Raw genomic sequence first — 13,873 nt, 5'->3', positions numbered from 1 at the left:
TACATTTTGTAGGATGTTTCGTTTGACGTATTACGCCAAACGTAATTTTATCGTCAAATGATACTCGGCTTCCGCTGCAAGGACACGCAAGCGCTGTTCGAGGGTGGCGATCCACGACGATTCCGTGCGATCAAGGAAGCTGCAATGCGCAAGCTGACGGAACTCGATGCGGCAAATACGCTGGAGTTTCTGCGCTCACCGCCGGGCAACCAGCTCGAAGCGTTGAAGCACGATCGCGTTGGCCAGCACAATATCCGCATCAACCGGCAATGGCGCTTGTGCTTTGTATGGACAACAGCCGGGCCGACAAACGTCGAAATCGTGAATTACCATTGAGAGAGTCGTGACATGAACCTTCCCGTCAACCGCATGCGCCCTGTGCACCCTGGCGAAATCCTGCGCGAGGATTTCCTGGCTCCGCTGGATATGAGCGCCAATGCCTTGGCTGTCGCGTTGAGCGTGCCGGCTACTCGCATCCATGAAATCGTCAACGAGCGGCGCGGGATCAGCGCCGACACGGCGGAGCGTCTTGCACGCTACTTCGGCGGCGATGCCGTGTCGTGGCTGAACTTGCAGGCGACTTGCGATCTCAAGACTCTGCCGACGCGCAAGGAAATCCTACGCCGGGTGGAGCCACGCGCCGCATGATGAGTAGGATGGGTTAGCGCCGCAGGCGCGTAACCCGTCATTCGCGGTCTCGTTGGGTTACGCCGCTACTCGGCTAACCCAACCTACAAAACCTCAATCACACAGGAGAGTTCCATGATCGGCTACGTCACCCTCGGTACCAAGGATTTACCACGCTCCTCGGCATTCTACGACGCACTGCTTGGCACGATCGGCGCAAAACGCTGGATGGGCAACGACAAGTTTGTCGCTTGGAGCGTTTCGCCTGGCCAGCCTTCGCTCAGCGTCACCCTGCCGCACGACGGCAAGCCGGCAACGGTCGGCAATGGCGTGATGGTCGCGCTGGCCATGGACAGCAAGGAAAGGGTCGACGCGTTCTACAAGAAAGCGCTGGAACTGGGCGGTACCGACGAAGGCCCCGCAGGGCCGCGCGGCGAAGGCTTCTACGCCGGCTATTTCCGTGATCTGGACGGCAACAAATTGAGCGCGTTCTGCATGGGCTGAGCGCCACCGGAACCAACCGCCGCCTGCGGCAGTCTGTGTCTCGTCTGCACGAACCGGACTACTGCCAATGACCCTGCACTCGCGTCTCGCTCGTCTCCTGGCCGAATACAAATCCCTGCTGCTGTTCTTCGCCTTGATGGCGGTGTTCCGCTCGGCCGTGGCGGACTGGATGTACGTACCGAGTGGTTCGATGAACCCGACCATCGTCGAAGGCGATCGCATCCTCGTCGACAAATCGGCGTACGGGCTGCGCGTGCCCTTCACGACACATCGTTTGACCCAAGGCAGCGATCCGCAGCGCGGCGATATCGTGATCTTTCCATCGCCCAAGGACGACATGACCCTGGTCAAGCGCGTGATCGGCGTGCCGGGCGACACCATCCAAATGATCGACGAACATCTGCTCGTCAACGGCGCCGAGATGAAGTACGTGCCAACAAGCGAGCGCGCGGATGCTGAGTTGCCCAGCCTGACGCGCAGCCAGCAGCGCTATTATCTCAGCGAAAATCTCGTCGGCAAATCGCATCCGATCATGGTGCTGCCGGATCGTTATGCGATGCGCTCGTTCGGTCCGCTGACCGTGCCGTCGGGAAAATACTTCATGCTCGGCGACAGCCGCGACAATAGCGGGGACTCACGCTACTTCGGCTCCGTGCCGCGCGACAGCATCGTCGGCCGCGCATGGAGCGTTGCCTACTCGCTCGATGCCGATCGCTGGTATCTGCCGCGCAGCGATCGTTTTTTCGATCCGCTTTATTGACGGAAGCGGGATCTGCCCGGGACTAAACCAGCTTCGGCAATCGCCCGCGCACATTCTCGATATCGAACGGCCCGCGTTCGGCGATCAGCTCGCGCGCGGCATCGACCTGACCCCACACGTTCCACAGCAGCACGCCGCGCACGCGGCCATCGTCGAGGTAATAGACAACGCCTTCGCGAAACGGCTGCGTCCACTGCTCGACCACGTCGAGGCGATCGTCGAGCAGGCCGACGGCTTCGTAGCCGAGATCGAACAGATCGGAGTAGAAGAATGGCAGCGTGGTATACGCCTCGTCGGCGCCGGTCATGACGCGACCGGCATGATGGCCCATGCTGATCGCCGCGTTCTCGTGTTCCACGCGCATGCGCTGATCCAGGGCGACATTGTGGAAATTGGCGACATCGCCGGCCGCCCAGATATCGAAATCGCTGCTGCGCAAGCGCTCGTCGACGACGATGCCGTTGTCCGTTTTCAGTCCGGCTTGCTCGGCGAGAGCAGTGTTTGGCGTGACACCAAGGCCGGCAACGACCGCATCGACACGTAGCGTCGTGTTGTCCGACAGCGTCAGCTCGACGCTGGAATCGTCCGCCTTGCCACCGACGACTTTCGCACCGGACCGCAACTCGACGCCACGTTCGCGGAAGTAGTCGCTGATGAAATTCGCGAGTGCACGCGGATAACGCCCGGCACCGATCGCCTCGCCAGGAAACAGCATCGTGACCTTGCAGCCGTTGCTCGCCAGCGACGCGGCGAGTTCGCTGCCGATAAAGCCGCCGCCGACCACCGCGATATGCGCGCCGGCGACCGCGTAACGGCGCAGCGCAAGGTAATCGTCGAGCGTGCGGAAATGGATCACGCGCTCGCCGGCGAAGGGCAAGCGCCGCGGCGTGGCGCCCGTGGCGAGAAGCAGGCGACGATAGCGGTAAATGTCACCGTGGTCGTCACGCACGCTGCGGTCGTCGCGATCGATTGATTCGGCATGCCGGCCCAGATGCAATTCCGCGCCGCTCCTTGCCGTGCCCAGATCGATCGCCTCCGGCGTCTTGTCGCCCTTCCACAGCGCCTTGGACAACGGCGGGCGTTCGTACGGGGCCTGCGCCTCGTCACCGACCATGCCAATGCGCGCCGCCGGATCGCCTGCGCGGATTGCTTTGGCCGCCGCGTCGCCGGTCATGCCGGCACCGATGATCAGATAGTCGTAAAGATGTTCCACGATCCAACTCCCGAAAGCGCAGCGCGTGCGGCCGCGACCGCGATCAAACCAGTACGACGTTGACCTCGACGTTGCCGCGCGTGGCGTTCGAGTACGGGCAAATCTCGCTGTGCGCCTTGTCGACCAGCGACTGCGCCACGGCACGATCCACGCCGGGTATCGAAACCTTGAGTTCGACCGCAATGCCGAAGCCGTTCGGGATCGGCCCGATGCTGACCGCGCTTTCGATCGACGTATCCGCGGGTACGGCCACCTTGGCAAGCGTGCCGGCGTATTTCACCGCACCGATAAAACAGGCCGCGTAACCCACCGCGAACAGTTGCTCGGGATTGACGCCCTCGCCCGTGCCGCCCATTTCCTTCGGCGGCTTGAGCACGACATCGATGCGCCCGTCGGAACTCCTGGCGCGGCCATCGCGGCCGCCGGTGGCTGTGGCATGCGCGGTGTAAGCAACTTTTTCGAGTTTGGTGGTCATGTGCTGCTCCTGGTGAACGATTGCCCCGACTGCCGAGGATAGAGCAAACGAAAACTGCGAGTGTTCGGATTGTGTTTGCTTGCTGCGAATTGGGCTTGCTATTTTTTTGGTCCCGGAACCGGGGTCTCCGCCTGCAGGCCCACCTGCAGCCAGCCAAGATTGAGACCAATTGCACCGGCGTTGGAATCCGCCCATGCGTAGGCGAGTGATTTGCCAGTTGCGTCTTCAATCACGTCCAATTGCAGCACGATCAAGCCGCGCTCAGGGTAGTTTCGGCGCGTCAGCTCCAGGGAATAGCCGCTGTTCGCACCATCCCGCCAATGCAGCGGAACACGGTTGCCGAGTTGCAAATGCAGATCGTTCTGCATATGCCAGTCGGTATTGTTTGCTCGCGCCTGCGGCCCACCGCCGCTGATTGCGGCCCAGCCCGTGTATACGGGCAGCGTCTGCATCGCGACTCGCGCAGAGTTTTCCGCAACCGGTTTCTGCATCGTCGCACACGCACTCAGCAGCGACAGGGCGAACAGGCAAATCCAACGCATCGGCAGTATCTCCGCTGGCTGTACGACGAGGCAAGACGCAGCGGCCTCTTGCCGCAGGAGCCGTGGTCACCGACCACGCGCAAAGTATAACTCGCCTGCAGCGGCGGCTTGCCAGAACAGCTGTTCGCCGAGTCTTGCGCGGGCACCGACGCGAAACCACACGCAAGCGAGCACGGCTCAAATCGTTGCCAATGCCTGTTGCAGGTCGGCGATCAGGACATCGGGTTCTTCCAGGCCGATCGACAGGCGCACGAGATTGAGCGATGCACCACCGGCCGGCGGATGCAGCGGCGCATTCGACGGATAAACGACGCAGACAGGAAACATCAGCGATTCGTAGCCACCCCACGACACTGTCATCAGGAAGCGCTTGAGCGCGTTGCAGAAGCGCTCGACGCCGGCCACATCATCCACGCGCAGCGCGATCGTCAACAGACCACTCGCGCCCTGCATCTGCGCCTGTGCCAGACCGAACTGCGGATGCGAGGCATCGTGCGGAAAGTATATCTTTTCTACTTTTCCCTGATCGTGCAGAAACGCGATCACCTCGCGCGTGGTCTGCGCGATGCGCTGCATGCGGATCTGCAGGGTGCGCAGGCCGCGGATCATCAGCCAGGCATCGTGCGGCGAAAGAATCGCGCCACAGGTCATGTACGGGCCTTTGAAAACCTGGCGGATGATCGCCTCGCTCGCGCACAGTGCGCCGGCCACGACATCGCTGTGGCCGTTCAAGTACTTCGTCGCCGAATGCGCCACCATGTCGATGCCGAGCCCGAGCGGCGACTGGTTCAGCGGCGTGGCATAGCTGTTGTCGCAGAGCGTGCGGATGCCGTGCGCCTTGGCAAGCTGCGCGACCGCGGCAAGATCCTGCAATTCGTAGGTCATCGAATTCGGACTTTCGAGCACGATGAGTTTGGTCTGCGCCTTGATCGCCTGCGCGAAGTTGCCGACTTCGGTGCCATCGATGAAGCTGGTGGTCACGCCGAAGCGGCCGAGCAGGTCGCGCAGTACCGCGCGTGTCCACGAATACGGCCGCGCAACGCAGATGACATGATCGCCCGCGCCGACGCTCGCCATCGCCGCGGCGGCGATCGCAGCGGCGCCGCTGCCGAACATCAGGCAATCCTCGGCACCTTCGAGCGCGGCGACTTTCTTGCGCAGGATTTCTACGGTGGGGTTGTTGCCGCGCGTGTAGGTCGTGCGCCTGAACTCGTCGCGAAAACTCTCGCGCATCGCGGCGACATCGGGGAAGGCGAAGATCGAACTCTGGAAAATCGGCGGCGACACCGCGCCGCGATAGCTTTCGCGATCTTCGCCGAGATGATTGAGGATGTAGCTGAGGTCCCGCGGGACTCGAGGTTCGGGACTCGGGACTCGGGCATCACGGCCGCCTTCGGCTCTATCGTTCATCAGTTAATCCTGCGCATATACCGTAAAGCGTGCAATTGGACCGCCCATTCCACCAGACGGTTTGCCTGCTCTTACGAGTCCCGAGTCCCGAGTCCCGAGTCCCGCCCAAATCCCGATTCCCGAATAAACTCCCGCGTCGCCTGCGCCAGCTTTGGATCCTGCATCGCCATGTGCAGGGTCGCCTTGACCAGGCCGAGCTTGTTGCCGCAGTCGAAGCGTGTACCTTCGAAACGGTAGGCGAGCACCGGATGTTCGTGCAGCAGGGCTTCGATCGCGTCGGTCAATTGAATCTCGCCGCCGGCGCCGGGTTTGGTATTTTCCAGCAGCGAAAAAATCCGCCCCGGCAGCACATAGCGGCCGACGATGGCGAGATTGGACGGGGCGACCGCCGGTTTGGGCTTCTCGACGACGAGCTTGATCTTCGCCGCGCGATCCGAAATCGGGCTCGCGTCGACGATGCCGTACTTGTCGGTCTGGTCGTGCGGCACTTCCTCCACGGCGATGACGCCGGCATTTTCCTTGTCCGCCAACTTGGCCATCTGGCGCAGCGCACCGGCTCCCTTGTTCCAGATCAGGTCGTCGGCGAGGATGACGCCGAACGGCTCGTCGCCGACCACGGGTTTGGCGCATAGCACCGCGTGGCCCAGACCAAGCGCCTCGGGTTGAGTGACGAAAACGCAGCGTACATTTTTCGGCAACGTGCCGCGGACGAGCGCAAGCAGATCCTCCTTGCCCGACTTCGACAGCTTGCTTTCGAGTTCGTAGGCTTTGTCGAAGTAATCCGCGATCGCGTGCTTGTAGCGATTGGTGACGAAAATCAGCGTGTCGGCGCCCGCATCGACGGCTTCGTCGACCGCGTACTGGATCAGCGGCTTGTCCAGCACCGGCAGCATTTCCTTGGCCACGACCTTGGTCGCCGGCAGAAAACGCGTGCCGAGTCCGGCCACGGGGAACACGACCTTGCGCAGCGGTTTCGTCATTGTTATTCCTTGAGTATCGGATGACCACCAGCTGCGAGATTATCGCCGCAAAGCACGCAAAAGACGCAAAGAAAATCTTTATTTTGCGTTCTTCGCGCCCTTTGCGGCGAAGGCTCTGATGTTATGCCTGATTGCGCGCGATCGGCACGACTTCGGCGTCACCGTCATCGCGCGCGGCGAATTCGGGCAGCAGACTGGTGAGGCAGCGACGCAGGGTTTCCTCGTCGTATTCGCGCACCGCCTGCGCAGCCTTGGTCAATTGCGCATTGAGCAGCTCCCACGACATGCCGCGCGGCTGGGCGAGGAAAATCTTCGCGTGACTCGTGCTGCGATAGCTTTCCTGCGAATGGAACAGTTCCTCGAACAGTTTTTCTCCAGGACGCAGGCCCGTGTATACAATGTGCACATCGCGCCCCGGCACTTTGTTGGCGAGGCGGATCATCTGCTCGGCAAGGTAGGCGATCCTGACCGGCTCGCCCATGTCGAGCGCGAAAATCTCGCCACCCTGCCCGAGCACGCTGGCCTGCAGAATCAATTGGCAGGCTTCGGGAATGGTCATGAAGTAGCGCGAGATCTGCGGATGCGTCACCGTCACCGGCCCGCCGTTGCGGATCTGCTCGCGGAACAGCGGCACCACGCTGCCGGCGGAATCGAGAACGTTGCCGAAACGCACCGTGATGAAACGCGTCGAGGATTTCGCCGCGAAGTTCTGGCAGAAAATTTCCGCAGCGCGCTTGCACGCGCCCATCACGCTGGTCGGATTGACCGCCTTGTCGGTCGAGATCAGCACGAAGCTGCCGACGCCGAAGCGATCGGCGGCCTGTGCCGCGGTCTGCGTGCCGAGCACATTGTTGCGGAACGCCTCGCGCACCTGAGTCTGCAACAGCGGTACATGCTTGAACGCGGCGGCATGAAACACGATTTGCGGGCGCGCCTGGCCGAACACGCGCTCGCACACGGCGGCGTCGCCGCAGTCACCAAGCACGGCGTTGAACAGGAGGTCGGGGAACTCCTGCGTCAGCTCCTGTTCAATTTTATACAAATTATACTCGGACAATTCGAGCACGGACAGCGACTCGACCCCGAGCCGCGCAACCTGACGGCAAAGTTCCGCGCCGATCGAGCCGCCGCCGCCGGTGACCAGCACGCGTGCGCCGGAAAGCCCGGTGCGGATCGCCGTCCAGTCGAGCTGCACCGGATCGCGGCCGAGCAGATCCTCGATCGCGACCTCTTTCAATTGATTGAAGCCCATACGGCCGGCGACGACATCCTGCAACCGCGGCACGGTGCGGAACGCGATATTCGTCGCCTCGCACAACTCGACCACGCGCTGCATTTGCGCGTTGCTCGCCGAGGGCATCGCGATCAGCAGCATTTCCGCGGCGACTTCGCGCGCGCGGTCGGGCAATTGTTCGAGCGTGCCGAGTACGGGCACGCCATGTACTTTCGCCCCGCGCAATGCGGTGTTGTCGTCCAGCATGCCCACCGGACGATAGCGATTCTCATGGGCAAGCTCGCGGATCAGGGTTTCCCCCGCACGGCCCGCGCCGAGCACGAGTACGCGTTTGGCCGGTATACCTCGCGCGAGGTCGAAACGACTGTCCTTCCAATAGCGGTAAACCAGCCGCGGCACGCCGAGAAACACCACGAGCAGCGCGGGATAGACGACAAGCACGCCGCGCGGAACCGTGTCGAGGCGGTTGTAGAGAAACAGCGCGACGGCGATGCCAAGCGCACCGAGCACGCCAGCGCGCAGGATGTTCCACAGATCCGGCAGACTCGCGAAGCGCCACAAGCCCTTGTACAGACCGGTCCACCACAGTACGAGCCCCTGGACAAGAACGACGATGCCGGTTTCCGGCGAGAACCAGAAAGGCGGCGGCAGGTTTGGCGCGAAGCTGTAACGCATCAGGTTGGTCGCGATCCATGCGAGCCATACCATCGCCAGATCGTGCAGCACGACGGCGAGGCGCGGGTGGATCGCGGCGATCAGGCTGCGCGGGCGCATGGCTGGAATATTTTCATTCTGTATTTTTTAATTTTGCCGCAGTTTTGCTTTTGCCGCACTTTTCATTTTCTGGATGCACCAGCGTTTGCCGAATATCCACAGCCCAACCGCAAGCGCGTAGACGGCGACAACCCAGGCAAGTCCTCCAGCGTGCACTGGAGCGATCATGCCGTCGCCGTGATCGGCAAGAATCAAGACCGGCGTTACGATCAACAAGTTCCAGCCCATGTACAGCGCGACGACGCCCGCATGCGAAAAACCGCTGCGTGCCAGCCACTGGTAAAGGTGTTCGCGGTGCGCACTATACCAGCGGCGCCCGCGCAGCATGCGCGAAAGCAAGGTGCAGGTCGCGTCGGTAACGAAACCCGAACAGGCGATCGCACCTGCCAGCAAAAGCGGGGGCCACGATACGAGCACGACCACGCCGATCAGCAGACCCAGCGCACCGCTGCCGACATCGCCCATGAAAACCCGCGCGCGCGGAAAATTGAACGGCAGGAAACCTGCGACTGCAGCGGCGAGCAGCAGCAGTTGCCAAGCGTGAGGTCGGCCAGCCGACAACGTCGCCAGGCACAGAAAGACGAAAATGGCCTGGCATGCAAGCAGGCCGTCGATCCCATCCATGAAATTGTGCAAATTGATCGACCAAAGCAATCCGCCGGCGATGATGCCCGCGAGCAGCACGATTTCCAGCATCAGCAAGTCGCTCGCGGGCGAAGCGAAATACGACACAAATGGAGAAAGCAGGATGACCACGGCTGCAACCTGTACCAGCAACCGACTGCGCGCCGACAGGCTGCGGTGATCGTCGACCCAACCCACTGCCGCAACCAGCGCGAGAGCCACACCAAAGGTCAGCGGGAAATGAAACACCCCAGCGTCAGGTAACAGCCAGGCCGACAGAAAAATCGCCACGAGCGCCGCAATCACGATGCCAATGCCGCCGCCGCGCGGCGTCGGCCGCTCATGCGAGCGCCGGCGACCGGGCTGATCGATCAGGTGATGTCGATGCGCGTAGCGAATGCTCGACCACGTGACCGATGCGGACAGAAAAAATATGGCCAGTACGCTTCCCCACCAGCGCGGATCGGAGGGGTGCGACCACCAATCCAGCGGCTGCACGCCTACTCGCCCGGCACGCCGTGGATCGGCCGCACCGAGCCCCAGGTCTTGCAACTCGGGCATTGCCAATGATGCGATTTGGCGCCGAAGCCGCAGCGCGTGCAGCGATACGCCGACTGGCCTTCGAGTAGGCGCCGCGCAAGGTCCTGCAGCACGAGCAGGTTTTCGCGCGCCTCGCCCTTGGACTTGTGCAGGTCGGTCACGATCAGGGTCATCAGGCCGCGCACGGACGGCCGCTGGCGCAGCTGGCGCGTGAGGAATTCGATCGCGATCGGTTCGCCGCGCGTGCTGGCGAACAATTTCGCCAGTGCAATCACCGGCGCGACACCGCGCGAACGGTCCATGATGTCGAGCAGGAATTTCTCCGCGCGCTGCATCTGGCCCATGCGCGCATAGCAATCGAGAAGCTGCGGCAGGATCTCCGGCACGTAGTCGACATCGAGCGTGGCGACGCGCTCGAATGCAATCGCCGCAGCTTTCAGGTCGCCCTGCTGCAATTCCAGGTGGCCAAGCACGATATGCGCGCGCACGCTTTCCGGCTGGCTCTCGAACGCCTGCTCGAGATACGAGTGCGCCTCGGTGAAATTCTTCGCGCTGCGCGACTGCTCGGCGAGTTCGCAATAGAACTGCGCGATCACCGCGCCCTGCGATTCGTCGCTAATTTTCTCCAGGCGGCGTGCGTGCGCGATCGCCTCGTTCCAGTCCTTCTCGTGCTGGTAGATGCCGATCAGATGCTTCAGCGCGGACGGCACCTGCGCATGCATCGCGACGAGATCGCTGAACAGCGTCTCGGCGCGGTCAAGCAGACCGGCGCGCATGTAGTCTTCGCCGAGTTCGAGCATGGCGACGGTTTTTTCCTCGACCGAGAGATTCGGCCGCGCGATCAGGTGCTGGTGCACGCGGATCGCACGATCGACCTCGCCGCGGCGGCGGAACAGGTTGCCGAGCGCGAGATGCGTTTCCACCGTGTCGCGGTTGAACTCCGCGAGTTGCAGGAACACTTCGATCGCCTTGTCCGGCTGCTCGTTGAGCAGATAATTCAGGCCGCGAAAATAGCTCGACGACAGCTCGGACACGCGCACGCGACGCGAGCGGTCGCTGGCGCGCCGGCCCAGATACCAGCCCGACGCGGCGGCGATCGGCAGCAGTATCGCCGCGATCGTGACCAGCCATTGCGAGAGTGCCATCAGCCGTCGCCGCGTGCTGTCGCGCTGGAGGTATCGGCGGCGGCGTGCAGACGCTTCAGCTCGCGCGTCTGCACCTGCACGCGCCGGCGCAGGCGTAAAACGAGGCCGATATAGACCAGCAGGCCGCCGAGCAGCCAGCCCAGCAACAAGGCGGCCAGCAAGGCCGCACCCTTGGGCAAATGCACTTCGGCGTAATAGAAATCGAGGACGACGTTTTCGCTGTTGAGCGCGCCGAACAGCGCGCCAAACGCGGCGAAAACGAAAACCAGCAGGATCATTGCAAAGCGCATGCCGAAATCCGGTAACCGATGTCTGTGATTATCGCCGAATACTCAAGACGACGCAGACGAAAGATTGGTGAGCGCAGAGGGCGAGGCGTAGTGACTTGCCCTGTCGGCTCACCTCTCCGGCTGGAGGGAGAGGTCGGCGCGGTAGCGCGGCCGGGTGAGGGTGGCGCAACATGGAGCGCGCGTGCTTCGCCTGCGCCACCCTCATCCGCCTTCGGCACTTTCTCCCGCCAGCGGGAGAAGGGAATAGAACTGAGCTTTCACGTAAGATTATTTGCGGACCGACACACTAGCGCACAGTCTCATTGACGCGCTCACGCAGTTCCTTGCCGGGCTTGAAATGCGGCACGTATTTGCCGGGCAGCGCCACAGGCGTGCCGGTCTTGGGGTTGCGGCCCATGCGCGGTGGGCGGAAATGCAGAGAAAAACTGCCGAAGCCGCGAATTTCGATGCGCTCGCCGCGGGCCAGCGCCTGGCTCATCTGCTCGAGCGCGTTCTTGACGGCGAGTTCCACATCGTTGAACGCCAGATGGCTCTGACGCCCGGCCAAGGCTTCGATCAACTCCGACTTGGTCATGGGTAGTGAATCCGTAAAAGAAGGCCAGTCGCGACGAGTCGCGACCCGGGCCGAAACGGCCCGGGCAGCGAAACGCAGTTGGATTACTCGGACTTGTTGTTCAGTTGTTCCTTGAGCAACGCACCGAGCTTGGTCGTACCGCCGGCATTGGACTGGTATTCCTCCAGCGCCGATTGCAATTCCTCGTCGTCCTTGGCGCGGATCGACAATTGCAGCAGACGGCCCTTGCGGTCCATGCCGGTGTACTTGGCCTCGACCTTGTCGCCGACCTTGAGATGCTGGGTAGCATCCTCGATGCGCTCCTTGGCGATGTCGTTCGCACGCAGATAGCCCTCGACGCCTTCGCCGAGATCGATCGTCGCGCCCTTGGCGTCGACTTCCTTCACGGTGCCGTTGACGATGCTGCCACGCGGATGCGCCGCCATGAACTGGCCGAACGGATCCTGCTCGAGCTGCTTGATGCCGAGCGAGATGCGCTCGCGCTCCGGATCGACCGCAAGCACCACGGCTTCGACCGTGTCGCCCTTCTTGAACTGGCGCACGAGATCTTCGCCGGTCGCCTGCCAGGAGATGTCGGACAGATGCACCAGACCATCAATGCCGCCGTCGAGACCGATGAAGATGCCGAAATCGGTGATCGACTTGATCTGCCCGGACACCTTGTCGTTCTTCTTGTGGATCGCCGCGAACGCTTCCCACGGATTGGCGTGGGTCTGCTTCATGCCGAGCGAGATACGACGACGCTCTTCGTCCACGTCGAGCACCATGACCTCGGTTTCGTCGCCGACCTGGACGAGTTTCGCCGGGTTGACGTTCTTGTTGGTCCAGTCCATTTCCGACACGTGCACGAGACCTTCGACGCCGGGTTCGAGTTCGACGAAGCAACCGTAGTCGGTCACATTCGATACCTTGCCGATCAGGCGCGTACCGGTCGGGTAGCGGCGCGCGATCGAGACCCAGGGATCTTCGCCGAGCTGCTTCAGGCCCAGAGAGACGCGGTTGCGCTCGCGGTCGAAGCGCAGCACGCGCACTTCGAGCTCATCGCCGACGTTGACCACTTCGGACGGATGACGCACGCGCTTCCACGCCATATCGGTGATATGCAACAGGCCGTCGATACCACCGAGGTCGACGAACGCGCCGTAATCGGTGAGGTTCTTGACCACGCCCTTGATGACTGCGCCTTCCTGCAGGCGATCGAGCAGCTGCTCGCGCTCCTCGGAGTGCTCGCTCTCGACCACCGCGCGGCGCGAGACCACCACGTTGTTGCGCTTGCGGTCGAGCTTGATGATCTTGAATTCCAGATCCTTGCCTTCGATGAACACCGGATCGCGCACCGGGCGCACATCCACAAGTGATCCGGGCAGGAACGCGCGCACATCCTTGATGTCCACGGTAAAGCCGCCCTTGACCTTGCCCGATACGCGGCCGGTCACGGTGGCGTTGGCCTTCTGCGCTTCTTCCAGTTCGTCCCATACCATGGAACGCTTGGCCTTTTCGCGCGACAGGCGGGTTTCGCCGAAGCCGTCTTCGATGGCGTCGAGGGCTACCTTCACCTCGTCGCCGACTTTAACTTCCAGTTCGCCCTGCTCGTTGAAGAATTGCTCGATCGGCACGATGCCTTCGGACTTGAGCCCCGCGTTGACGACGACCACGTCGTTGCGGATTTCCACCACGATGCCCGAGACGATGGTTCCGGGCTTCAATTTCGCCAGGGTCTGGCTCTGTTCAAACAGTTCGGCAAATGATTCAGTCATATTGTTCCAGTTGATTCCAAGATCGTCTGCTTCGACGCAGTGCGATCCACCTGTTATGGCGCCTGGGAAGATTCCGCAGCACCGTTGCTGTTCCCCGCCGCGCGAGCGGCGGGACCTGTTGAAGCGCGATCCGCGAGGATCGCCCTCAAATACTTTTCAAGAAAACCTGCGCCAGTGCAGCGAACCGCACATTGCGCAAAGCGAGCTCGAGTTCCTTCAGCGCATCCCGTGCTCGCGTGCCAGATCCAATACCTTGGCGACGACGACCTCGATCGGCATCCCGGTCGAATCGATCGATACGGCATCCGTCGCCGGCTTGAGCGGCGCCACCGCACGTCCGGCGTCGCGCACGTCGCGCGCCTCGATCTCGCGCAAAAGGGCGGCAAGTGTAACGCCCAAGCCCTTTTCTTTCAACTGCTTATAA

Annotated in this window: 16 protein-coding genes; 4 read left to right on the top strand and 12 right to left on the bottom strand. The window is 62.2% G+C overall.

All coding sequences use genetic code 11. The features are described 5' to 3' along the window. Positions 1–57 precede the first annotated feature (57 nt). The 4 genes from VIE67_RS09095 to lepB all read left to right on the top strand — a co-directional run bounded on the left by VIE67_RS09095 (position 58) and on the right by lepB (position 1,891). Positions 58–336, top strand: a complete 279-nt coding sequence (locus tag VIE67_RS09095) for a type II toxin-antitoxin system RelE/ParE family toxin (protein ID WP_332025418.1) — start codon at positions 58–60, stop codon at positions 334–336. Between the two features lie 12 nt (positions 337–348). Beyond that, complete coding sequence (locus VIE67_RS09090; RefSeq protein WP_332025416.1) at positions 349–648, top strand: HigA family addiction module antitoxin; 300 nt, start codon at positions 349–351, stop codon at positions 646–648. Between the two features lie 114 nt (positions 649–762). After that, a complete protein-coding gene (locus tag VIE67_RS09085) occupies positions 763–1,131 on the top strand; it encodes a VOC family protein (protein ID WP_332025414.1) in 369 nt (122 codons plus the stop codon). Positions 1,132–1,198: 67 nt separating this feature from the next. Continuing rightward, positions 1,199–1,891 carry a signal peptidase I gene (gene lepB, locus VIE67_RS09080; protein ID WP_332025413.1) on the top strand — a complete coding sequence of 231 codons (693 nt, stop codon included), beginning with the start codon at positions 1,199–1,201 and terminating at the stop codon, positions 1,889–1,891. Between the two features lie 22 nt (positions 1,892–1,913). Here the strand turns inward: lepB and VIE67_RS09075 are convergent, their stop codons facing one another. The 12 genes from VIE67_RS09075 to VIE67_RS09020 form a co-directional block, all read right to left on the bottom strand. Beyond that, positions 1,914–3,104 carry an NAD(P)/FAD-dependent oxidoreductase gene (locus VIE67_RS09075; protein ID WP_332025411.1) on the bottom strand — a complete coding sequence of 397 codons (1,191 nt, stop codon included), beginning with the start codon at positions 3,102–3,104 and terminating at the stop codon, positions 1,914–1,916. 43 nt (positions 3,105–3,147) lie between these two features. Continuing rightward, positions 3,148–3,579, bottom strand: coding sequence for an organic hydroperoxide resistance protein (locus VIE67_RS09070; protein WP_332025409.1), 432 nt, complete (start codon positions 3,577–3,579; stop codon positions 3,148–3,150). A gap of 98 nt (positions 3,580–3,677) precedes the next feature. Then, positions 3,678–4,031 (bottom strand): hypothetical protein, encoded by a 354-nt coding sequence (locus VIE67_RS09065; protein WP_332025407.1) that lies wholly within the window; start codon positions 4,029–4,031, stop codon positions 3,678–3,680. A 267-nt stretch (positions 4,032–4,298) separates the two neighbouring features. After that, complete coding sequence (locus VIE67_RS09060) at positions 4,299–5,531, bottom strand: trans-sulfuration enzyme family protein (protein WP_332025405.1); 1,233 nt, start codon at positions 5,529–5,531, stop codon at positions 4,299–4,301. Between the two features lie 71 nt (positions 5,532–5,602). After that, positions 5,603–6,511, bottom strand: coding sequence for a UTP--glucose-1-phosphate uridylyltransferase GalU (gene galU / locus VIE67_RS09055; protein ID WP_332025403.1), 909 nt, complete (start codon positions 6,509–6,511; stop codon positions 5,603–5,605). A gap of 121 nt (positions 6,512–6,632) precedes the next feature. Then, the gene (locus VIE67_RS09050; protein ID WP_332025401.1) at positions 6,633–8,519 is read right to left on the bottom strand and encodes a polysaccharide biosynthesis protein; all 1,887 of its coding nucleotides are present in this window, start codon (positions 8,517–8,519) and stop codon (positions 6,633–6,635) included. A 27-nt stretch (positions 8,520–8,546) separates the two neighbouring features. Continuing rightward, positions 8,547–9,704 carry a glycosyltransferase family 4 protein gene (locus VIE67_RS09045; protein WP_332025399.1) on the bottom strand — a complete coding sequence of 386 codons (1,158 nt, stop codon included), beginning with the start codon at positions 9,702–9,704 and terminating at the stop codon, positions 8,547–8,549. Beyond that, a complete protein-coding gene (gene lapB / locus VIE67_RS09040; RefSeq protein WP_414707332.1) occupies positions 9,644–10,831 on the bottom strand; it encodes a lipopolysaccharide assembly protein LapB in 1,188 nt (395 codons plus the stop codon). Before lapB ends, VIE67_RS09045 begins: the two co-directional genes overlap by 61 nt. After that, a complete protein-coding gene (locus VIE67_RS09035) occupies positions 10,828–11,118 on the bottom strand; it encodes a lipopolysaccharide assembly protein LapA domain-containing protein (RefSeq protein ID WP_332025395.1) in 291 nt (96 codons plus the stop codon). The genes lapB and VIE67_RS09035 overlap by 4 nt, the downstream gene beginning before the upstream one ends. Before the next feature lie 286 nt (positions 11,119–11,404). Next, entirely contained in the window at positions 11,405–11,692 is a 288-nt protein-coding gene (locus VIE67_RS09030) for an integration host factor subunit beta (RefSeq protein WP_332025393.1), read from the bottom strand. A gap of 83 nt (positions 11,693–11,775) precedes the next feature. Then, complete coding sequence (gene rpsA, locus VIE67_RS09025; protein ID WP_332025391.1) at positions 11,776–13,449, bottom strand: 30S ribosomal protein S1; 1,674 nt, start codon at positions 13,447–13,449, stop codon at positions 11,776–11,778. A 216-nt stretch (positions 13,450–13,665) separates the two neighbouring features. After that, on the bottom strand, positions 13,666–13,873 hold a 208-nt coding region (locus VIE67_RS09020), incomplete at its 5' end, for a (d)CMP kinase (protein WP_332025389.1).

Origin of the sequence: Rudaea sp., assembly GCF_036560865.1 — a bacterium.
Classification (GTDB): domain Bacteria; phylum Pseudomonadota; class Gammaproteobacteria; order Xanthomonadales; family Rhodanobacteraceae; genus Rudaea.
This window is presented reverse-complemented; position numbering and strand designations above follow the sequence as displayed.